Raw genomic sequence first — 21,383 nt, 5'->3', positions numbered from 1 at the left:
GAGGTCACGAGAACGCGAACTCCAAGGAAGGACACGCGATGTCGACTCACCCTGATCACGACACCATCCGCGCCGCTGTGGCGCTGGCGGTGCGGGCGCCATCGGTGCACAACACCCAGCCGTGGCTGTGGCGAGTCGGGGACACCACGGTGCATCTCTACGCCGATGACAGCCGCCGGTTGCCCTACACGGACCCGGACAGCCGGGAGCTGGTGGTGAGTTGCGGCGCGGCGCTGCACCATCTGCGTGTGGCCTTGCGCGCGGCGGGCTGGGACACGGACGTGCACCGGTTCCCGAACCCCGCCGAGCCCAAGCATCTCGCCGCCCTGGAACTGCACCGGGCCGAGCCCGACGCATCCGCCGTGCGCCTGGCGCGCGCCATTTCGCAGCGGCGCAGCGACCGCCGGCGGTTCACCTCGTGGGAGGTGCCGCCCGGCCAGGTGGCCGCCGTCGTCGCCGCGGGCGCGGGCGTGACCGGCACGCAGGTCCGTGAGGTCGACGCGACCGGTGAGCACGCACGTCTGCTGCAGGCTTTCGTCGACGCCGCGACCGCACATCGTGGCGATCCCGGATACAACGCCGAGCTGGCGGAGTGGAGCGGTCATCATGCCAGCGACCAGGGGGTGCCCGCGCGTAATGCGGTCGTGCCGCCGGATGCGACGGTCCGGCCCTTCGACGATCCTCTGCTGTCCGAGGCTGTCGTCCACGACACCGACGAAGCCGCGCGAATGCTGGTGGTGTGCACCGCCTCCGATGATCTGCACGGCTGGCTGAGCGCGGGTGAGGTGGCGAGCGCGGTGCTGCTGGAGGCCACTGTGCGGGGGCTGGCCACCTGTGCGCTGAGCGAACCCCTCGAGATCACCGGGATACGGGCAAGGATCCGCCGGGATCTGCTGGGCGACTTCGGTTATCCGCAGCTGATCATCCGGATGGGCTGGGCGGCGACCAGCGCCGCGCCGGTTCCCGCCACTCCCCGGCTCCCGCTCGAGGACGTTGTGCATCCGCTCGAAACCCTGCGCCTGTCGGGCGACCAATAGCGAAGACACGAGATTCAGGAGCTGTCACCATGACCGAAAAGTTTGTACCGCAGGGTGATTCGAATCCGCCGGTCATCGTCGCCGCGGACGGGTCGGCCGTCTCGTATCAAGCCGTGGCCTGGGCCGCGCTCGAGGCCGCACGGCACGGTTCCCGCCTGCACATCGTCACCTCGATCTGCGCACCGGTCGGCCCGCCGCCGAACACCGTGCTGGATGCCTCCGATATGGCGTGGCTCGAACTGGACGGCGAGCGCGTCGTGGGTGAGGCGACGCATATCGCCTCCGAGGCGCTGTCCGGCGAAGGGGTCGAGATGTCCTCGGAGGTCACGGAGGAGCCGATCATCTCGCGGCTGATCGAGCTGTCGCGGGACGCCCGCATGGTGGTGCTCGGGAGCCGTGGACTCGGCGCGCTCCGGCGCGGTCTGCTGGGGTCGGTCGCCTCGGCCGTCACCCATCATGCCCACTGCCCGGTCGCCGTCATCCATACCACCGCGGCGGCGGACCCGGTGTCGGCGCGTCAGCCGGTGCTGGTCGGCGTCGACGGCTCACCGAACAGTGTTGCGGCGCTGCAACTTGCGTTCGAAGAGGCGTCGCTGCGCAAGACGGGCCTGACCGCCCTGCACGCTTGGAGCGATGTGAGCGGGCCCTATCTGCCGATGTCGGGCTGGGAGACCATCGAGGAGCAGGAACGGGCGACCTTCGCTGAGGAGATGGCCGGATACGCCGAGCGCTATCCCGATGTGCCGATCCGCCGCATCCTGGTGAAGGACCGTCCGGTCCGGTCGATGCTGGACGAGTCCGAGCACTCCCAGTTGGTGGTGGTCGGCAGCCATGGCCGCGGCGGCTTCGCCGGCATGCTGCTGGGTTCCACCAGCAATGCCCTGCTGCACAGCGTCGACTGCCCGATCGTCATCGTACGCGGGGCGTAGCAGGACCGACATCGCCTTCGGGGCAATGCTTTCCGTTCAGGAGCCGGCGGCCGATCGACCGCCGCCGGCTCATCCCAGTGGCACTGCCCAGCGCAGCAGGGTGCCCTGTCCCTCGGGGTTGGGAACGAAGGAGAACGTCCCGCCCATCTCCTCGGCCCGGCACGTGAGGTTCTGGAGTCCGCTGGGGGTGATGTTGTCGGGTATCCCGCAGCCGTCGTCGGCGATCAGCACGGTCAGGTCGTCGGAGACGTCGATGGTCACCGCGAGCGTCTCGGCGTGGGCGTGCCGCACCGCATTGGAAACCGCTTCGCGCACCACGGCTTCGGCATGGTCGGCGAGTTCGGGCGCGACCACCGACAGCGGCCCGGTGATGCGCAGTGAGGTCCGCAGGCCGGTGTCGGCGGTGTGGGTACGGATCACCTCCTCGATCCGCTGCCGTAGCCGGGTGCTGCTCGCCGCGCCGCCGTGCAGATCGAAGATCGAGGTGCGGATCTCCTGCACGACGTCCTGCAACTCGTTGATGACATCCGAGATCCGGTCGCGCACTTCGGCCGAGCGGGCGCGGGCGACGGTGCCCTGCAGGCTCAGACCGGCCGCGAACAGCCGCTGGATGACATGGTCGTGCAGGTCGCGGGCGATGCGGTCACGATCGGTGAGCACATCGAGTTCACGCATCCGCTGCTGTGCCTCGGACAGCTGGATGGCCAGCGCCGCCTGATCGGTGAAAGCGCCCGCCAGCTCCCGCAATTCGTCCGGGAAGGGGGGAGCGCCGGCCGATCGGACCATCACCAGGACGCCGAAGGTCGACTCCTGGGCGTTGAGCGGCAGGATCAGCGCGGGGCCGGCGTCGAGCGAGGCGTCGAGTCCGAGGTCGTCGCTGTCGGCGAGAGTCAGGGCGATTCCCTGGCGGAATGCCCGCCCGATCGCCGTCCCGGTCGTGCGGACCACCCCGGTGTGCCGGTGCCCGTTCGGTCCGGCGCAGTGGCTGATCCGCAGCCCTTCGGCATCGCTGTGGTTGCTGTCGAGTTCGTCGTCGACCGCCAGGAAAGCCCACTCGGATTCGGTGAGTGTGCGCGCGTGTGCGACGACGTGGGCGAGGACCTGCTCGGGGTCGTTCTCGGCCAGGAATTCGGTGGCGATGTCGCGGGTGGCCTCGATCCACGCCTGGCGGGTGCGGGTGGATTGATAGAGCCGCGCGTTGTCGATCGCCGTGCCGGCGGCCGCGGCGAGGGCCTGCACGATGACCTCGTCGTCCTCGGTGAAGGGCTGTCCACCGGACTTCTCGGTGAGATACAGGTTGCCGAAGATCTCGTCACGGATCCGGACGGGTACGCCGAGGAAGGTCCGCATCGGCGGATGGTTGGCCGGGAAGCCGACCGATGCCGGATGATCGGCGATGTTGTCCAGGCGGATCGGCTTGGGCTGGCTGATCAGCAGACCCAGGACACCGCGCCCCTCGGGCAGGTCACCGATGCGGGCTCGCATCTCCTCGTCGATGCCCTCGTAGATGAACTGCTCGAGTTGATCGTCGGCACGGACGCCGAGAGCGCCGTACCGCGCGTCGACGAGGTTGATGGCGGTGTGCACGATGGTGCGCAGCGTCTGGTCGAGATCGAGTCCCGAGGTGACCGTGAGCATGGCTTCGACCAGGCCATCCATGCGGTCGCGGGCATCGATGATCTGTTCGACGCGGTCCTTCACCTCGGTGAGCAACTCCCGCAACCGGAGCTGGGAGAGGGTGTCGCGTACCGAGTAGGAGCCATCCGGGGGCTCAACAGTCATATCGGGTGTTTTCCTGTACTCGTGTAGGTGCGCGCACGAAATATCCCGTTACGGCAACCTCATTCTAGGCGCGCACCCGACCCGGCTTGTGCAGGAGAACAGTGTGAGATTCTCACCGCCCGTCGGCGGACAGGGCGCGGTCCAGGAGTACGCGCCGCTCGGCCGCGGCGACCGCGCGGCGGGTGCGTGCGACCGCGTCGGGGGAAACCGACACCGACGTGATGCCCGCCCGCACCAGATGCTCCACGAACTCCGGCTTGGTGGAGGGCGCCTGGCCGCACAGCGACGACGTGATGCCCAGTTTCCGCGCGGTGGTGACGATCTGCCCGATGGCGTCGAGTACCGCCGCGTCGGACTCGTCGAACAGTTCGGCGCACTCCTCGGAATCGCGATCGACGCCGAGCATCAGCTGGGTGAGATCGTTACTGCCGATCGAGATTCCATCGATACCCAGCTCGACGTACTCGGGCAGTCGGTAGACCACCGACGGCACCTCGGCCATGATCCAGCGGTGCAGACCGCGCTGGCGTCCCAGTGGACTCGCGTCGACGAGCTCCAGGCAGGCCGCCAGCTCCCAGCGGGTGCGCACGAACGGAATCATCAAGTGCACGTTGGGAGTTTGTTCCCGCACCCGCGCGAGCGCGGCCAGCTCGAGGCGGAACATCTCCGGCTGGCGCACATAGCGGTAGCAACCCCGGAAGCCGATCATGGGGTTGTGTTCCTCGGGTTCGTAGTGACTGCCGCCCTTGAGCGCCCGGAATTCGTTGCTGCGCATATCACTTGCCCGGTAGATGACCGGGCGGGGCGCGAAGGCGGAGCTGATCCGATGGATGGAGGCGGTCATGCTCTGGATGAACTTCTCGTCCTCGCCGCGCGCGATGAGGTCGCGGGGATGCCGGCCGCCGAGCGCCTGGGTCAGCAGGACCTCCGCGCGCAGCAGGCCGACGCCGTCGGCATCGGTGGTGGCCACCCGTTCGGCGGCTTCGGGCAGCGCGAGATTCACATAGACCCGGGTCGCGGTGGCCTCGGGTAGCGCGGTCTCGGGAATCGCGCGGGGCACCGCGGTGATCGAAGCCGGAAGCGGATTTCCGGCGTACACCCGACCCGCGGACCCGTCCACGGTGACCTCCGCGCCGGTGGTCAGCTGGGTGGTGGCCGTGCGCGCGCCGACGATGCACGGAATCCCGAGTTCGCGGGCCACGATGGCGGCGTGGCAGGTCATGCCGCCGCTGTCGGTCACCACGGCCGCGGCCCGGGACAGCGTCGGCAGCCAGTCCGGGTTGGTCATGGGCGCGACCAGGACCTCGCCGTTGCTGAGCGCGGATCCCTCCGCGGGTGAGCGCAGGACGCGCACCGGTCCGACGGCGCGGCCGGGTGCCGCGGCCAGACCGCGCACCAGCACGCGGCCCTCGGCAGTGTGTGGCGCTTTCGCGTCGGCGTCGTGGGGCAGCACGGTGATCGGCCGTGCCTGCACCAGCCAGAGGTGCTCGTCGTCGAAGGCCCATTCGACATCCTGGGGACGACCGTCGTGGTGCGCCTGCACCTTCAGTGCGAGCCGGGCCACGGCAACAGCCTGCTCGTCGGTGAGCGCCGGTGTCTCGGCTTCGGATTCGGAGAGCTCAACGCGCTGATCGCCGTCGGGGCCGGACACGATGGCGAAGCTCTGGCGGCCGACCTCGGTGCTGAGCAGCGTCGGTCCGGCCGCGTCGAAGACATAGGTGTCGGGTGTGACGGCGCCGGACACCACTACCTCGCCCTGACCGCGCGCCGCGTCGACGATGATGCGATCGAGCTTGCCGGTGGCCGGGTCGGCGGTGAAGGCCACGCCGGCCGTGCGGACGGTGACCATGCGCTGCACCACGACGGCCATCTCGGGCCGATTGTGCATTCCTCGCCGCGCCCGATAGGTCAGCACGCGCGGGGTGAACAGCGATGCCCAGCAATCGGTGAGCGCGGTGATCAGTTCCTCGTCACCATGAATATTGGTGTGGGACACGTTCATTCCCGCGAATGACGCGGTCGCGCTGTCCTCGCCGACCGCCGATGACCGGACGGCCACGGAGACCCCGTCGCCGAGCCGGTGGTATGCCGAGAGCACGGCATCGCGGACCGACGGTGAAATCGGGGTGCCGTGCACGAGTTCCCGCATGCGGCGGCACAGCTCGTCGAGCTGCTGGGCCTGGTCGCGGGACGCGTCCTGCGCTGCCGCGAGCCCCCGGGCGTGCAGCTCGTCGAGTTCCGGCCCGTGCGCGCCGGCGCAGACCACCTCCTCGTAGGCGGATCTGAGCACGACGAATCCTGGCGGCACGGGCAGGCGGGCCGCGACGAGTTCGCCGAGATTGGCTCCCTTGCCACCGGCGCGGTCGGCATCGGTCAATCGCAATTCATCGAAAGTGGCGACATAGTCACCCATGACGGCTCCAGTTCTTTGTCGACCCCGGCAGCATGAGCAGCAACAGGATCGGGACGGCGAGGATGAACGGGGCGGACAGCATCGCGAGCGGCGAAGCGCCGCTGAGTTCGAGTCCGGTGACCACGAAGGGGAGTGCGATCACGAACAGAGGGGCGTGCCGAATGGTCACAGCAGTTGCTCCGGTGTCTCGAAAATTCCTGCGGCGCTGAGGATGTCGCTGAAATCGGCGCCGAGCAGAACGCGCCGCAGCGGTGCGGGAAGCTGTGCCAGCACGTGATCGAGCTGGCCGGGGGAGAAGAGCTGGGCCAGCGCGTCGGTGACCGCCGCGGACAACCGCCTCGCCTCCGCCGTCGACACGTCCGCCGTGTGGGCGAACTGGTGCAGGAACGACTGCGGATCATGGGGCACCGGAACGCGTCCCGGGGTCCAGCCCTCGTAGAAGACGCCGCGCAGCAGCGTGGGCAGTTGGGCGCTCAGGTGTGCGGCCGCACCGATGTCGAGGCGGTCGCGCACGGTGTGCAGCCAGGCGCGTAGGGCCTGATGCGCCGCCATCCGGTCGTCGGTGCCGAGCCGGTCAGCGACGGTGCGCAGCCAGATGCGGCCGGTATGGATCGCGGGGGCGAACGGATCGGTGTGATGGCTCATCGGCGTGGTCTTTCTCGAAAAAGGCGTGTGCTGGTCAGGGGTGTGTCGGGGTGGCCTGCGCCTGTGGCAGCCGCAGTGCCTCAGCGATGCCGTCGGCCCAGCGGGTGATGGCGGGCCAGTCGCGCAGATCTCCGTAGCGGGTGCCGCCCAGGATCCGGTAGATGGTCCGGGCCGGCAGGTCGACGCCGGCGCGTTCGTAGTGGCCCGCGAAGGCGTGGAAGTCGCGCGGCGAAATGGAATCACGCAGGGTGGCAATCTTTTTCGGGACGGCGCGGCCGAGCCGGCGTCCGATCGGGCCGACCAGTGCGGGCCCCAGGCCGACGCTGAACAGCCACACCGGTCGCGAACCCAGCTCGGTGCGATGCGACCGGACGAAATCGGCCATTTCGGGCAGCAGGGCGCGATCGTGCACAGCGCTGCCCAGCACGACGGCGTCGAAGGGCGTGAGTTCGGGGGCGTGTTCGGCGTCGGCGACCTCGACGGTCGCGCCACGGGCGGTGAGGTAGGAACCGATGAAATCGGCGATCTCGCGAGTGGATCCCTGGGCGGTGGCGTAGACGACGGCGATGCGGGGGGTGGTGGTTTCCATGTATCGAGCCTGCTCGCGTGGCCGGAGTTCGGTGAGAGGACTCCTACCCGCGGTGGCCGGGACCATGGTCCTCGGTCGCCTCAGCCGGCCGCCGCGGCGGTGCGGGATAGTTCCGCCATTGCGGCGGCGAGCAATCGGCGAGCCTCCTCGGCCGGGCCGGCGAGTTCGGGCCGGGCCAGGACCTCGACGAACAGGGTGGGATCGGCGGCCTCCACCAGCACGCCGGTCCGGTCGGCCCGGACGACGACGTTGCACGGCAACAGCAGGCCCGCCTCCCGGTCGACGGCGAGCGCGCGACCGGCCAGCTGAGGGTTGCAGGCGCCGAGGATCAGATACTCCTCGATGTGCTCGCCGGTCCGCTCCCGGAGGGCGGCCTGGACATCGAACTCGGTCACCACGGCGAATCCGTGCTCCTGCAACGCTGTCCGGGTGCGGTCGACGGCATCCGGAAACGCCGTGTCGAGGTGCGCGGCGATGGCCGGGGCGGGGGCCACCGGAATCCGGATCTCCGTGATCAGCATGCGCGGATCGCTGACCTCGTCGGGGCCGATGAGATACGCTTCCGTCGGCGGCCCGACCGGCCGATAGCCATTGCCCTGCAACCACTCTCGCAACGCGCGGTAGCCCGCGTCGATATCGTGGTAGCTGCCGCGATGGCAGGTACGGGCCACCAGTACGGGCGGCTGGATGGCCAGCTCCGCCCCGGAACTCGGGCCGAGGGCCGGCGCCGCCTCGATCGGAAGCCCGAAATCTACGACGATGGCCTCCTCGGCGGGCAGCTCGCGGTGAAAAGTGATCGTCGGCGCGCCGTTCGCGACGAGCCCGGCCCTGTCGGCGACCTCTGCCAGCCGGTTCATACCGCCGACGATGCCGTCGCTCAGTAGGTCCGGGCGGATCTCCAACGGTATGCGCAGTACCGCCTGCGGCGGGGTCTCGCACACGTTCACCCGGTACTCCATGACGTGCCTCCTTGGGTTGGTTCGTGTGTCCAGCGTGCGTCCGGCCGCGCGGACGGCACAGAGGACAAGGTCACGGTGGCGGGGGAACAAATGCACGACCGTGCGGGGTGATCGGGGGGAGGACCAAGGTCCCGGGATCGTCCGACCATCGCGGTGCCCGGAACGGGGCCAAGAGCATCGCGAAGGCCGGACCTTCGCCGCTGTGTGACGCGGCTCACCGCGCGCAGAATCTAGCTATCGGCTCGAAGTCCGAAGGCTCGAAGTTCAAGGGCGACAATGGCGCCGCCCCAGCGAGTGGCCCCGCAGCAACGGCGCGGCGGCGGTGCCCGCGACCATGACGAATCCGGCCCAGGACGCGCCCAATGCCCAACCGGCGATGATGTCGCTGGGATAGTGGACACCGAGATAGACGCGGGAAAAGCCTACGGCGGCAATGAGAACGACCGCCGCCGCCCAGACTGCCAGACAGGTCCGGCGGGACCATCGATACCCGCGGGTGAGCATCCACGCCGATACCAGAGCGACCACGGCGATGCCCGCGGCATGGCCCGACGGGAACGAAGACCCGTCAACGGCGATCGCTCGCTCCGCATCCGGCGGCCGGGGCCTTCCCACCGCCAGCTTCACTGTCACCACCATCAGGATGAACCCGGCGAACGCGACGCTGCCGAGGACGACCGGGGCGAGCGTGCGAACCCGGATGGCCGTCACGGCCGCGGTGGCGGCGATCGTCATGGCCAGCACGGGCGGATTTCCCACGTCGGTCAGCCCTCGCATGATCGCGGTGAGCGCCGGTTCGCGATGTGCCGCAAGCCATGTCGATATCGGCTGATCCCAGGCCGTGAATCCGTCGCCGTCGAGGACGTTGTCGAGGATCTTCGCGAACAGGACCGCCAGCGCGCACACGGCCGCCGCACCCGCCGCTGTCACGAGTACGGCGATACCGCCCGGAGTGAACCCCGGGTCCGGCGGCCGGCCGGCGGCGGATCGGGCCATGATCACCGCCGTTCGTCGGCGGCGAGGGCGAAGTAGTTCTCCTCCTCCTGGACGAAGTGCAGGCGCAGGACGGCGTACAGGCCGTAGAGGCAGGCCTGCAGGTCGTCGATTTGATCCGGGTCGAAATGGCCACGGGCGTGGGCCAATTCGAGATGGGTGCCGATCCGCGTGGCGAGCCGCTGGATCTCGGCGTGGGCGCGGCTCATGGTGGCCGTCGCGTCGGCGCCGCCGAGTGGTCCGGCGAGTGCGGGATACAGCTGGGTCTCCTCGGCCAGCTCGTGGGGCAGTAGGTCCTCGACCAGGAGACGGTGCACGCTGTCGAGCGCCGTGAGGGCATCGTCATCGGGGTGGTCGGCGATCCGATCGGCGACCGTACGCAGTTTCGTGAGGGCGTCCTGCAGGACATCGTGTTCGGCGGCGAAGCGGTGCAGCAGCTCTTCGGTGTCCGCCGGCAGATCGAGCCGGACAGCCGGATTGCCGCGCAGAGCGCGCAGCGCATTGAGGATCACGGCGACGTCGATGGCCTCCTGCAGGAGCGCGCCCGCCGCAGGCGGTAGCCATCCGACGGCCGCGATGACCATGGCCGCCAGCGACAGCGTCATACCCACGGTCGCGCTCTGCACCGCGATGCGCCGTGACCAGCGGGCGATGTCCATGGCGTCCGCGAGCCGGTCCAGCCGATCGGTGGTGAGCACGATATCGGCGGCCTCGGACGAGGCGGTCGATCCGCGTGCCCCCATGGCCACTCCCACCGTGGCGGCGGCGAGGGCCGGGGCGTCGTTGATGCCGTCACCGACCATGACGGTCACGTGCTGGTCGCTCTCCCGGCGGACCGCCTCGACCTTGTCGGCGGGGCTCTGGCCCGCGTAGACCTCGTCGAGGCCCAGCACCGTCGCGACCTCGCGGGCGGGTTCGGGGCGATCACCGGTGAGCATGACCAGGCGGTTCAGTCCGGCGTCGCGCAGCCGGCGCAGGGTGCGGGGTGCGTGCCGCCGCAAGGGATCTCGCAGCAGCACGACACCGAGGGGCTCGTCGTCGACGGTGATCCACGCGACGGCGGCGGAGTCCAGGCGTGCCCGATTCATTACCGGCCGTGCCCATTCCGGGGCGATCGCGGCCTCCGGCAACTTACCCACCTGGACACGATGACCGTCGATCGTTCCGGTCACGCCACGACCGGCCTGCTCGGAAACCGCCGTGGCAACGGCGAGTTGGAGCTTGCGGGCCAGCGCCTCGGTCACGATGGCCTCGGCCAGCACGTGCGGCGAGAACTGATCCACCGACGCGGCCTGCTGCAGCAGCCACGCTACATCCGTGCCCGGAGCTCCGGTGACCTCGGTGACGACGGGCTGCCCGGCTGTCACGGTGCCGGTCTTGTCCATGACCAGAGTGGTTGCGCGACCCAGGTTTTCCAGCGCCCCGCCGTCCCGCACCACCACACCGATCCGCGACGCGCGGGACAGCCCCGACACGATGGCGACGGGCGCGGCGAGCAACAACGGGCACGGCGTCGCGACGACCAGCACCGCCACCGCGCGCACCAGGGACCCGCTGAACCAATATGCGGCGCCGGCGACGATCAACGTCAGCGGCAGAAACCAGACGGCATAACGGTCCGCCAATCGGACCGTCGGTGCGGTGGCGGCCCCGGCTTCCTGCGCCAGCCGAACGATTCCGGCGTATGTGCTGTCGTCGGCCGTGGCGGTGGCCCGCATCTCGAACACGCCACCCGCGTTGAGCACGCCGCTGCGCACCGGCTCACCGGGCGCGCGCTCGACCTGGAGCGGCTCACCCGTCAGCGCCGATTCATCGAGCGCCGCAACGGTATCCATGATCCTGCCGTCGGTGGGAACCACCTCGCCGGCGGCGATCACCAGGATGTCGCCCGGGACGATCTCCTCCAGATCGACGATCCGCACCACATCCTCGCGCCGCCGCCGCGCCGTCCGCGGCGCCCGCTCCAGCAGAGCCCGCAGATCCCGGGCCGCGCGCCGCTCGGCAGCGGCATCGAGGGCATGCCCGGTACTGAGCATGACCGCGATGAGCGCGCCCGCGAGGTACTCGTGCACCCAGAGCGTGCCGGCCAGCGACAGTACCGCGATGAGATCCACTCCGGCGCGCCCGCGCCGCAGCGCCGCGACCACCCACCACACCGCCGGCACCATGGCCACCACCGTGCCCGCGGCCCAGCACCAGTCGGCCACCACTGTCGCCCCGGCGATCCAGGCGATGCCCCCGGCGACCAATGGCGCGATCGTCCCCGCCAGCAGCACGGCACCGAAGACACTGCCGGCCCGATCCCACAGACCATGGACACGCGAATCGACCACCATGGCTCTCGTCCTTTCGCCGGGTGTTTTCCTCGACCAGTTCATCGTGTTCGTCGAGCGGAGCGACAGGGTCGCAGTCCCCGATCACCACAGCCCTTCGTCCCCACCGTAGCCGCCACGGGGTGCGTGCGAGGTGCGCCGGCCCGTGTCCGAAGGATGTCCGAGACAGGACCTTCGGCCCTGTGAGGGGCGCAGGGCGAATGCTGACATGGATTCGGGGTCTGCGATGCAAGGGGACCAGGTGAGAAAGGATTGTGTCGAGTTCATGCGTGGGTATGAGTTCGCTCCGCGCGCCACCGTGAGTCTGGGGCGCACGGAAGCGCTGCGGCTGCTGGCCAGTGTTCCGTTCGGGAGGGTCATCTTCACTCGCGAGGCGCTGCCTGCGGTACGGCCGGTGAACCATCTGGTCGACGACGGCGAGATCATCGTTGTGCGGACCCGGCTCACGTCCAGGCTTACCTCGACGGTGCGCGCGGATTCGAATGTGGTGGTGGCGTACGAGGCCGACGACATCGACCCCGTCGCGGGGTTGGGATGGTCGGTGGTGGTGACGGGGATCGCCCGCACCGTGACGGATCCGGAACGGGTCGCCCGCTACGAGGGCCTGCTGCGGCCGTGGGTCGACGGCGCGATGGACACCGTCGTCGCCATCGAGCCGACCCTGGTGACCGGCCTGCGCCTGGTGGAGAAGCAGGCCGGTTGACTCTAACGGACGAGTGCCTCCGCCGGTCGTGCGGAAGTCCCCTGTGCGGTAGTCCCCTGTGCCGGATGCGGTCCGGTGGCGAAACGCGCGGCGCGACGGCGCACTCGATGATCGGGCCGGCGGTCGCGGGCGGCGGGGACCGCCGGGGCTGTCCGGAAGAACCAGCGCTTCGCGGTTTCCGCCAGTACCAGGTACACGACGATCATGGCGAGCAGCGCGACGAAGAAGGCGCCGGGTAGTGGCTGGAAGCCGAGCGTGGCGGCCAGCGGCGTCACGGGCAGCAGTGCGCCGATCCCGACCGCGGCCAATGCGGCGGTGACCAGGGCGACGCTCGGGTGGCTGCGGAAGAAGGGGGTTCTGCGAGTGCGGATCACGAACAGCACCAGCGTCTGGGTGGCCAGCGATTCGACGAACCACGCGGTGTGGAAGAGGGCTTCGCCGGCGTGGAAGACCCACAGCATGATGCCGAAGGTCGCGAAATCGAACACCGAGCTGATCGGGCCGAACACCAGCATGAACCGCTGGATCAGCCCGATGTCCCAGCGCGAGGGCCGGGCCAGCTGCTCCTCGTCGACAGTGTCGGTGGGGATCGCGAGCTGGCTGGAGTCGTAGAGCAGATTGTTGAGCAGGATCTGCGAGGGCAGCATGGGCAGGAACGGCAGGAACGCCGAGGCGCCGGCGGCGCTGAACATATTGCCGAAATTGCTCGACGTGCCCATCAGGACGTACTTCATCGTGTTGGCGAATACGCGGCGGCCCTGGGTGACGCCGTCCGCCAGCACCTGCAGGTCCTTTTCGAGCAGCACGACGTCGGCGGCGTCCTTGGCGACGTCGGTGGCGGCGTCCACGGAGATGCCGACATCGGCGGCATGCAGGGCGAGCGCGTCGTTGACGCCGTCACCGAGGAAGGCGACGTCGACTCCGAGGGAGCGCTGCGCACGCACGATGCGCGCCTTCTGTTCGGGATCGATGCGGGCGAAAACGGTTGTGGTGGAGAGCTTCCCGGTGAGCTCGGCGTCGCTGAGCCGGTCGAGATCGGCGCCCGAGAGAGTATCTCCCGCCGGTAGGCCCAGCTGTTCGCAGACGCGCGCGGCCACGGTCGGATGATCGCCGGTGATGACCTTGACCGCGATGCCGAGCCCGGCGAGACGGCTGATCGCTTCTCGCGCAGAGGTTTTCGGCGGGTCCAGGAAGACCAGGAACCCGGCCAGTCGGAGCCCGGTCTCGTCGGAGCCGGTCAACGTCGTCCGCCCGGGCGCCGGACGGGTCGCGACGGCCACCACGCGATGCCCGGCCGCGAACTCGGCGCTGAGCGCCGACGCGGCTGTATCCGGCACGTTCTCGCAGCAGGCGAGGACGGCCTCGGGCGCCCCCTTCGTGATGATCGTTCTCCCGGTGCCGGGCGCGTCGACCAGCACCGACACCATGCGCCGACGGTGATCGAAAGGCAGTGTGGCGAGGCGGGTATATCGCCCGGCGTCCTCCCGCGGCGCGAGCGGCGCTGCCCACAGCGCCGTATCGAGCGCGTCACCGCCGGCCAGGCGGCCATTCTGGATCACGCCGTCGGTGCACGCCATGCCCAGCGTGGTGACTTCGCCCTCGGACTGCGGTCCGGCGGCGACCGTCCGCATGAATTCGATCCGTCCCTCGGTCAGCGTGCCGGTCTTGTCGGTGAACAACACCTCGATGTCGCCGAGGTCTTCGATGCAGACCAGTCGCTTCACCAGCACCTTGCGCTGCGCCAGGGTTCGCGATCCGGCCGCCAGACTCGTCGACACCACGGCCGGCAACAGTTGCGGGGAAATGCCGACCGCGATGGCCAGCGAGAACATCAGCGCGTCCAGCAGCGGCCGGTGCAGCACCAGGTTCACCGCGAAGATGCCGATCGTCAGGACCGCGGCGACGCGCACCAGCAGCATCGAGAACCGGCGCAGCCCGGCCTGGAACTCGGTCTCGGGTTCGCGGCGCGCCAGACCGACGGCGATCCGGCCGAATTCGGTGTCGCTGCCCGTCGCTGTCACGACGCCGCGGCCGGTCCCGGCCGCCACCACGGTGCCCATGAGCGCGCAGCAGGTCAGCTCGGACACCGGGCTGTCCTGCGCCACCGGGTCGATCGATTTGACCACCGATTCCGACTCGCCCGTCAGGACCGATTCGTCGCACTGCAGTCCGGTGCCGGACAACAGCCGCAGATCAGCGGGTATCAGCTCACCGGGCCGCAACTCGACGATATCGCCCGGTACCAATTCCGCGAGGTCGACCGATCGGGCCTGCCCGGCCCGCGTCACCACCACGCGATGCCGGATTCGGTCGTGCAGGGCGGCTGCGGCCTGCTCGGCGCGGAATTCGTTGACGGTGCCCAGACCCACGGACATCGCCACGATCACCCCGATGACCACCGCGTCGCTGCGTTCACCGAGGAAGAACGACACCACAGCGGTCACAGCGAGCAGCAACAGCAGTGGTGAGCGCAATTGCCGGGCGATGACCGGCCCCAGGCGCGCACGATGCGCCTGGATGGCGTTCGGTCCGAAAAGGCGTGCCCGCCCGGCATATTCGGATTCGCTCAGCCCGCTCTCGCCGGTGGCGAGCGCGGTCAGTATCGCGTCGGCGGGCAGTGCGGCGGCGCTCGCGGCCGGGATGGCGCGAATCGTCTGGGGCCGATCGGGATTCGTGACGGTGGCGTGCGCGTGAACGTGCATATGATCGAGGTTTCCGTTGACCGAGCCGGACGGGTAGGGCCTGCTCGCACGCGGCGAGGGGACCAAAGACCTTGTCGCCGAGGACTTCGGCTACTCCGGGTTCGGGTGGTCGCCACGCAGCTTGGACGCGTAGACCGCGGCCTGGGTGCGGCGTTCCATACCGAGCTTGGCGAGCAGCCGGGACACGTAGTTCTTGACGGTTTTCTCCGCCAGGAACATGCGTTCGGCGATCTGGCGGTTGGTCAGACCTTCACCGAGCAGGTCGAGGAGCTTGCGCTCCTGATCGGTGAGTCCGGCCAGCGGCCCGTCGGACTGGGTGCTGCGTCGCAGCCGATCCATCAGTGCCGCGGCGGCGCGGTTGTCCAGCAGCGAGCGGCCCGCGCCGACCTCCTTGATGGCCTTGGCCAGTTCCATGCCCTTGATGTCCTTGACCACATAGCCGCTGGCGCCGGCCAGGATGGCGTCCATCATGGCCTGCTCGTCGGTGAACGAGGTGAGGATGAGGCAGCGCAGTGGATCGACGCGCGAGAGCAGGTCGCGGCAGAGCTCGATACCGTTCCCGTCCGGCAGCCGCACGTCGAGCACCGCGACGTCGGGTTTCAGCGCGGGAATTCGGGCCAGGGCCTGGGCGCAATCCGACGCTTGACCGATGACGTCGAGTTCGGGGTCGCTCTCGAGCAGGTCGACGAGTCCTCGGCGGACGATCTCGTGATCGTCAACGAGAAATACCTTGATCATGTGGCCTGTCCTGTCCTGTCTTCTGGGACTACGTGGTCAAACATAGCTCGCACCGCGCATTATCGGGGACGGCCGAAAGGCGTTCGATCACTGGGTGGTTACGGCCTTGCTGATATCCAGAATCTTTTCGAGGGGCAGCCTCGGAGTCTGCGTCGGCTTCCGGTCGGAGGCCGGTACCGTGCCGACCCTGACCAGGACCTGGGGCTGCTCGGTGCGACCGGTGAGCTCCCGGATGACGGCGCGGCTCTGCGGTACCTCGGTGACGTGGGTGATCGGACATGTCGCGTAGCCCGCGACCGTGCATTCGAGCAGGATGGTGGACAGCGCCTCACCGCACCGCAGCAGATCCGTGAAGCTGCCGCCGCTGGACACGACGAGCACCACGGATCGGTCCTCCTCGATCTCGGTCCGCCGCGGCTCGTCGCCGGTGGCCGGGAGTACCCGGCTCAGATCGACTCGCTCGCGCTCCTCAGCGGACACCCGGGCCGACGGCGGAACGCCTTCCATCGGGAGCGAATGTCCTGCCCACCAATGCAATTCAGCCTGATAGTCGGAATCGTAGCGGCGTACCGCTGCGGTGAGCCGCGACGCGCGGGCGAGTTCGGTGTGCGCCTCGGGCGGCAGCACGGTGATCACGGCGTCGTAGGGGTCGACGATGACCGGGAGTACGGGCTCGAATTCGCGCCAGCCCGCCGGTGCCGCGAAGGGGAGCCGATCGGTGTAGCGCGTCGCGATGGCGGCGGCTCGTTCCCGGTCGGCATCGGTGACGATCCGGGCCGGTTCGAATGTCACTTCCGCCAACTGATCGTGGCGCGTGGGATTCGGGAAGTAGGTGACCTTCGTCTGCCACCCGACGCCGGCGAGCACGGCGCGTAGATGTCCCAGTGCGATACCACAACTGATCAGCATCTGCCGGCCCGAGTGGTCGGTGGCGGGGAGCATGCGGGATCGCACCGAGAACAGGTTCAGGGTCCGGCCGTCGAAGACCCAGTGCCAGGGCTGGCTGTTGTGCAGGGAGGGCGCGCGACCGGCCAGCCGGACAGCCTGCTCGATCGTTTCGCCGCTGGGTAGTGGGCTCATGGATTCACGCTAGGACGTGGTGCGGGCCCGCTACAGGGGCCGTTGGTCCTCGTTGCTGTGCTACAGGACCCTTGGCCCCGGCGCCCTGGCGGACGCAGGCTGAAACCGTGGACGACAACATGCAGCCCGCGCCCCTGATCGATGCGCGGCGCCACGACGCGGTGATCTTCGATATGGACGGCGTGGTGACCGACAGCGCTCGCGTCCACGCGGCGGCCTGGAAAGAGATGTTCGACGAGTTCCTCGCGCACCGTGCGCCGGCGCCGGGCGAGAACCTGTCGCCCTTCACCGATGAGGACTACCAGCGCTGGGTGGATGGCGAGCCGCGCTATCGGGGTGTGGCCGATTTCCTCGCCGCACGCGGTATCTCATTGCCCGCAGGCGATCCCGCCGACAGTGAGGACGCGGGGACGGTGTGCGCGCTCGGCAATCACAAGGACCGGCTGTTCCTCGAGCGGCTCGCCCGCGACGGCGTCCCGGCATTCGACTCCACCGTGGCCCTGGTGCGGCGCCTGCAGACGGCCGGAATCGGCGTCGCGGTGTTCTCCGCCAGCCGTAACTGCGCCGACGTGCTGAGTGCCGCGGGCATCGGGGACCTGTTCACGGTGCGGGTGGACGGCATCGTGGCGGCGGAGCTCGGGCTGGCGGGTAAGCCCGACCCGGCGATGCTGCTCGAGGCCGCGCGCCGACTGGGCGCGGAGCCGGAACGGACTGTCGTGGTCGAGGACGCGGAGGCCGGTGTCGCCGCGGGCCGGGCCGGGGGATTCGGTCTGGTGATCGGGGTCGACCGGGGCGGGCACGGTGACCGGCTGGCGGAACGCGGGGCCGACGTGGTCGTGGCCGATCTCGATCGGGTGCGGCTGCGCAACGGCTTCCGGCGGATGTCGGAGGTGCCGGACGCGGTCGCGGGGCGGCTCGGTGACCTGCTCGACGTCGAGAAGGCGTCCGTCCTCCTCGACTTCGACGGCACGCTGTCGGCGATCGTCCCCGATCCGGCCACGGCGACTCTGGTGGAGGGCGGGGCCGCGGTCCTGGCGCGGCTGGCCGCGCAGTGCCCCGTCGCCATCGTCAGCGGGCGCGAGCTGGCGGATCTGCGCGATCGGGTGGGCGTCGACGGTCTCTGGTACGCCGGCTGCCACGGTTTCGAATTGCAGGCCCCGGACGGCACGACGTACGTGCACGAGGCCGCTCCGGGCGCGGAGCTCGCACTTGCCGCTGCCGCCGACGACCTGGCCCGGTCGCTGAGCGCGATCGAGGGAATCCTGGTGGAGCACAAGCGGTTCGCGGTCGCAGTGCACTATCGGCGGGTCGTCCCGGACCAGGTCGGCGCGGTGACGGCGGCAGTGCACGCGCAGGCACGCCTGCGCGGCCTGCGGGTGACGGGCGGGCGCAAGGTGATCGAACTGCGGCCGGACATGGACTGGGACAAGGGCACCGCGCTCGGGTGGATCCTGGGCCACCTCGTCACACCCACCCTGCCGATCTATATCGGCGACGACCTCACCGACGAGGACGCCTTCGACGCCATCGAGGCGGAAGGCCTTCCGATCGTGGTCCGGCACGACGAGAACGGCGACCGCCGGACCGCCGCCCAGTGCGCGCTGCCCGGACCGGAGGGCGTCCGGTCGTTCCTCGACGAACTGGCCACCCTGCTGGCCGCCGAATCCGCCGGAGCCTTGTCGGATTCGTGGGTGTTCGCGTTCGACGGATACGATCCGACGCACGAGCGGTTGCGCGAGGCACTGTGCACCGTCGGCAACGGGTATCTCGCCACCCGTGGGTCCGCGCCCGAGTGCGCCGTGGGGGAGCATCACTACCCCGGTACCTATGTCGCGGGGATCTACAACCGGCTCTTCGATCAGATCGCGGGGCGCACAATCGACAACGAGAGCCTGGTGAACCTGCCGAACTGGCTGCCGGTCACCTTCCGGGTCGGCGACGGCGACTGGCTCGACATCGACACTGTCGAATTGCTGTCCTACCGCCAGGAATTCGATCTGCGCCGGGCCGTCCTGCTGCGGCACTTCCGCTTCCGGGACGGTACCGGCCGCATCACCGCGGTGCGGCAGCGGCGGTTCGCGGCCATGCACGCGCCGCACCTGTGCGCGCTCGAGACCGCCGTGACCGCCGAGAACTGGTCGGGCACCGTGGTTTTCCGCTCCAAGGTGGACGGCGCGGTGACCAACAGCCTGGTGGCGCGCTACCAGGATCTGTCGGGTCGGCACCTCGTGGAGGTCTCGACGCGCGAGCTGTCACCGGAGTCGGTGCTGCTGACGGTGCGCACCGGGCAATCCGGGGTTCCGGTCGCGACCGCGACGCGCGGCACGCTGCACCGGGACGGCGTGAAGCTGTGTCCCGCCACCGAACTCGTCGAGACCGCCGAGTCGATCGGGCACGACCACGGGGTCGTGATGGCCGAGGGCGACACGGTCGTGCTGGAGAAGATCGCGGCCGTGGTCACCGGGCGCGACCACGCGGTCTCGGCCCCGGATGACGAGGCCATCCGCTCGTTGCGCAGCGCTGGCCGATTCGCGGAGCTGCTCGAATCGCACACGGCCGCATGGGAACACCTCTGGGATCGGCTCCGTATCGATCTGGACGGCGGCACGCACGCGACCCGGGTGCTCCGGCTGCACCTGCTGCACCTGGTGCAGACGCTCTCGCCGCACACCGCGGATCTGGACGTCGGGGTACCGGCTCGCGGTCTGCACGGTGAAGCCTATCGGGGGCATGTCTTCTGGGACGAGCTGTTCGTGTATCCGGTTCTGAACCCCCGCTTCCCGCGTCTCGCGCGCGGTCTGCAGCGGTACCGGTACCGGCGGTTGCCGGAGGCGCGTCGCGCGGCGGCGGCCGTCGGGCTGTCCGGTGCGATGTTCCCGTGGCAATCCGCCTCCGACGGGCGGGAGGAAAGCCAGCGCATGCATCTGAATCCGCTGTCGGGACATTGGAATCCCGATCCGAGCCCGCGCGCCCACCACATCGGCAGCGCCATCGCCTACAACGTCTGGCAGTACTATCAGGCGACCGGTGATCTCGAATTCCTCACCGACTACGGCGCGGAACTCATGGTGGAGATCGCTCGCTTCTGGGCGAGCCTGGCCGACTACGACCCTCGCCACGACCGATATCATCTGCGCGGGGTCATCGGGCCCGACGAGTTCCACACCGGTTCGCCCAGCGACCCCGGGAGCGGTGTGGACGACAACGCCTACACCAATGTGATGGCGGTGTGGACGCTGTTGCGGGCGCGCGACGCGCTGGACCGGCTGACCCCCCGGGCGCGGGCGGAACTGCTCGAGTCGCTGCGGGTCTCACCGGTGGAACTGGCGCGGTGGGAGCATGTCGGGCGGCGGATGCACGTGCCCTTCCACGACGGGGTGATCAGCCAGTTCGACGGTTACGACCAACTGGCCGAACTCGATTGGGACGGCTACCGTCAGCGTTACGGCGAGATCCAGCGGCTGGATCGCATCCTCGAAGCCGAGGGCGACGACGTCAACCGCTACCGGGCCGGCAAACAGGCCGATGTCCTGATGCTGTTCTACCTGCTGTCGGCTGACGAATTGCGGGAGGTGTTCGAGTATCTCGGCTATGAGCTACCCGGCGAGATGATTCCGCGGACGATCGACTACTACCTCTCCCGCACCTCGCACGGTTCGACGCTGAGCGCGCTGGTCCACGCCTGGGTGCTGGCCCGCGCACATCGCGGGCGCGCCATGGAGTTCTTCGATCGGGTGCTGGACTCCGATATCGCCGATATCCAGGGCGGGACGACGCAGGAGGGCATCCATCTCGGCGCCATGGCGGGAACCATCGACCTGGTGCAGCGCTGCTTCACCGGCATGGAGATCCGGTCCGATCGACTGATCTTCAACCCGTGCTGGCCCGGCGGGCTGGGGGAACTGCGCTTCCCGATCGTCTACCGCGGGCATCGGCTCGCGATCAGGGTCAGCGCCTCCGAACTGGAGGTCGCCGCCGATCCGGGCGCGGCCGACCCGGTCGAGATCCATTGCGGCGGGTTCACCGAATTCCTGCCGGCGGGAGCGACGGTCCGAATAAGCTTGGGCCGCAAGGTATCCGATGCTGACACGCTCACGCCCGCAGCTGGGTGACGCCCCACCGGAGAAGCCCGATCGCGACCGCCAGATACTCGACGAGCGCCAGATAGACCAGCACCGCGCCGTACAGCCGGGCCCAGAGCAAGACGTATTCGGCGGCGGCGGGGACCGCGACCACCATTGCCGCGCCGAGGACCAGGGCCACGGTCGCGACGGCATGCGGTGTTGCGGCGGGAGGATTCATGGGAGCAAGCTTTGCCGGGTTTCCCGCGTGACCCCAGGGCCGATGTTCCCGATAGCGGTGGGACCAAGGGCGGCGCCGAAGCCCCGCATCGCCACCGGGTCGCCACGCAGAGGTCTTTGGTCCTTACACCAAGGACGATCGCCCGCAGAGGGCGGTCAGCTCCGATTCCTACCGTGAG

Annotated in this window: 16 protein-coding genes; 4 read left to right on the top strand and 12 right to left on the bottom strand. The window is 69.3% G+C overall.

Annotation, left to right across the window (positions count from 1 at the left end):
• Positions 1-38: 38 nt before the first annotated feature.
• Both ON33_RS25385 and ON33_RS25380 read left to right on the top strand, forming a co-directional pair.
• A complete protein-coding gene (locus ON33_RS25385) occupies positions 39-1,037 on the top strand; it encodes an Acg family FMN-binding oxidoreductase (RefSeq protein ID WP_040861577.1) in 999 nt (332 codons plus the stop codon).
• Between the two features lie 29 nt (positions 1,038-1,066).
• On the top strand, positions 1,067-1,966 hold the full coding sequence (locus ON33_RS25380) for a universal stress protein (protein ID WP_040861576.1): 900 nt from the start codon (positions 1,067-1,069) through the stop codon (positions 1,964-1,966).
• A 69-nt stretch (positions 1,967-2,035) separates the two neighbouring features.
• On the opposite strand, the gene ON33_RS25375 is transcribed toward ON33_RS25380, so the two are convergent.
• The 8 genes from ON33_RS25375 to ON33_RS25345 all read right to left on the bottom strand — a co-directional run bounded on the left by ON33_RS25375 (position 2,036) and on the right by ON33_RS25345 (position 11,683).
• A complete protein-coding gene (locus ON33_RS25375) occupies positions 2,036-3,748 on the bottom strand; it encodes a sensor histidine kinase (RefSeq protein ID WP_040861575.1) in 1,713 nt (570 codons plus the stop codon).
• Between the two features lie 112 nt (positions 3,749-3,860).
• Positions 3,861-6,161, bottom strand: coding sequence for a phosphoenolpyruvate synthase (gene ppsA, locus ON33_RS25370; protein WP_040861574.1), 2,301 nt, complete (start codon positions 6,159-6,161; stop codon positions 3,861-3,863).
• On the bottom strand, positions 6,154-6,330 hold the full coding sequence (locus tag ON33_RS41615) for a hypothetical protein (RefSeq protein WP_157184721.1): 177 nt from the start codon (positions 6,328-6,330) through the stop codon (positions 6,154-6,156). The genes ppsA and ON33_RS41615 overlap by 8 nt, the downstream gene beginning before the upstream one ends.
• Positions 6,327-6,806, bottom strand: coding sequence for a DUF2267 domain-containing protein (locus ON33_RS25365; RefSeq protein WP_051152780.1), 480 nt, complete (start codon positions 6,804-6,806; stop codon positions 6,327-6,329). The genes ON33_RS41615 and ON33_RS25365 overlap by 4 nt, the downstream gene beginning before the upstream one ends.
• A 34-nt stretch (positions 6,807-6,840) precedes the next feature.
• Positions 6,841-7,395 carry a flavodoxin domain-containing protein gene (locus ON33_RS25360; RefSeq protein ID WP_040861573.1) on the bottom strand — a complete coding sequence of 185 codons (555 nt, stop codon included), beginning with the start codon at positions 7,393-7,395 and terminating at the stop codon, positions 6,841-6,843.
• An 80-nt stretch (positions 7,396-7,475) separates the two neighbouring features.
• Positions 7,476-8,354: a DUF302 domain-containing protein gene (locus tag ON33_RS44490; RefSeq protein WP_083869287.1), complete on the bottom strand. Its 879-nt coding sequence runs from the start codon at positions 8,352-8,354 to the stop codon at positions 7,476-7,478.
• Between the two features lie 264 nt (positions 8,355-8,618).
• A complete protein-coding gene (locus tag ON33_RS25350; protein ID WP_157184720.1) occupies positions 8,619-9,260 on the bottom strand; it encodes a phosphatase PAP2 family protein in 642 nt (213 codons plus the stop codon).
• 92 nt (positions 9,261-9,352) lie between these two features.
• Positions 9,353-11,683 carry a heavy metal translocating P-type ATPase gene (locus tag ON33_RS25345; RefSeq protein WP_083869286.1) on the bottom strand — a complete coding sequence of 777 codons (2,331 nt, stop codon included), beginning with the start codon at positions 11,681-11,683 and terminating at the stop codon, positions 9,353-9,355.
• A 262-nt stretch (positions 11,684-11,945) separates the two neighbouring features.
• Here ON33_RS25345 and ON33_RS25340 point away from each other — a divergent pair, with 262 nt between their 5' ends.
• Positions 11,946-12,383, top strand: coding sequence for a pyridoxamine 5'-phosphate oxidase family protein (locus ON33_RS25340; RefSeq protein ID WP_040861572.1), 438 nt, complete (start codon positions 11,946-11,948; stop codon positions 12,381-12,383).
• Between the two features lie 2 nt (positions 12,384-12,385).
• Here ON33_RS25340 and mgtA read toward each other — a convergent pair whose 3' ends face one another.
• From mgtA to ON33_RS25325, 3 genes are all read right to left on the bottom strand, one after another.
• Positions 12,386-15,085, bottom strand: a complete 2,700-nt coding sequence (gene mgtA, locus ON33_RS25335; protein ID WP_051152778.1) for a magnesium-translocating P-type ATPase — start codon at positions 15,083-15,085, stop codon at positions 12,386-12,388.
• A 90-nt stretch (positions 15,086-15,175) separates the two neighbouring features.
• A complete protein-coding gene (locus tag ON33_RS25330; protein ID WP_040861571.1) occupies positions 15,176-15,823 on the bottom strand; it encodes a response regulator in 648 nt (215 codons plus the stop codon).
• Positions 15,824-15,910: 87 nt separating this feature from the next.
• Positions 15,911-16,903, bottom strand: a complete 993-nt coding sequence (locus ON33_RS25325) for an Acg family FMN-binding oxidoreductase (RefSeq protein WP_040861570.1) — start codon at positions 16,901-16,903, stop codon at positions 15,911-15,913.
• A gap of 119 nt (positions 16,904-17,022) precedes the next feature.
• Here ON33_RS25325 and otsB point away from each other — a divergent pair, with 119 nt between their 5' ends.
• Positions 17,023-21,015, top strand: a complete 3,993-nt coding sequence (otsB, locus tag ON33_RS25320; RefSeq protein WP_051152805.1) for a trehalose-phosphatase — start codon at positions 17,023-17,025, stop codon at positions 21,013-21,015.
• Here otsB and ON33_RS25315 read toward each other — a convergent pair.
• Positions 20,996-21,205, bottom strand: a complete 210-nt coding sequence (locus tag ON33_RS25315) for a hypothetical protein (RefSeq protein WP_040861569.1) — start codon at positions 21,203-21,205, stop codon at positions 20,996-20,998. The genes otsB and ON33_RS25315 overlap by 20 nt on opposite strands.
• Positions 21,206-21,383 lie beyond the last annotated feature (178 nt).

This window comes from Nocardia niigatensis NBRC 100131 (assembly GCF_000308655.1).
Lineage (GTDB): Bacteria > Actinomycetota > Actinomycetes > Mycobacteriales > Mycobacteriaceae > Nocardia > Nocardia niigatensis.
Note: the sequence above shows the minus strand (reverse complement) of the source record. Positions and strands in the feature narration are given on the sequence as shown.

Bases quoted from the DNA above. Each gene is read 5' to 3' on its own strand.
- ON33_RS25385 (WP_040861577.1), top strand. From the start codon at position 39: ATGTCGACTCACCCTGATCACGACACCATCCGCGCCGCTGTGGCGCTG.
- ON33_RS25380 (WP_040861576.1), top strand. From the start codon at position 1,067: ATGACCGAAAAGTTTGTACCGCAGGGTGATTCGAATCCGCCGGTCATC.
- ON33_RS25375 (WP_040861575.1), bottom strand. From the start codon at position 3,748: ATGACTGTTGAGCCCCCGGATGGCTCCTACTCGGTACGCGACACCCTC.
- ppsA (WP_040861574.1), bottom strand. From the start codon at position 6,161: ATGGGTGACTATGTCGCCACTTTCGATGAATTGCGATTGACCGATGCC.
- ON33_RS25365 (WP_051152780.1), bottom strand. From the start codon at position 6,806: ATGAGCCATCACACCGATCCGTTCGCCCCCGCGATCCATACCGGCCGC.
- ON33_RS25360 (WP_040861573.1), bottom strand. From the start codon at position 7,395: ATGGAAACCACCACCCCCCGCATCGCCGTCGTCTACGCCACCGCCCAG.
- ON33_RS44490 (WP_083869287.1), bottom strand. From the start codon at position 8,354: ATGGAGTACCGGGTGAACGTGTGCGAGACCCCGCCGCAGGCGGTACTG.
- ON33_RS25345 (WP_083869286.1), bottom strand. From the start codon at position 11,683: ATGGTGGTCGATTCGCGTGTCCATGGTCTGTGGGATCGGGCCGGCAGT.
- ON33_RS25340 (WP_040861572.1), top strand. From the start codon at position 11,946: ATGCGTGGGTATGAGTTCGCTCCGCGCGCCACCGTGAGTCTGGGGCGC.
- mgtA (WP_051152778.1), bottom strand. From the start codon at position 15,085: ATGCACGTTCACGCGCACGCCACCGTCACGAATCCCGATCGGCCCCAG.
- ON33_RS25330 (WP_040861571.1), bottom strand. From the start codon at position 15,823: ATGATCAAGGTATTTCTCGTTGACGATCACGAGATCGTCCGCCGAGGA.
- ON33_RS25325 (WP_040861570.1), bottom strand. From the start codon at position 16,903: ATGAGCCCACTACCCAGCGGCGAAACGATCGAGCAGGCTGTCCGGCTG.
- otsB (WP_051152805.1), top strand. From the start codon at position 17,023: ATGCAGCCCGCGCCCCTGATCGATGCGCGGCGCCACGACGCGGTGATC.
- ON33_RS25315 (WP_040861569.1), bottom strand. From the start codon at position 21,205: ATGAATCCTCCCGCCGCAACACCGCATGCCGTCGCGACCGTGGCCCTG.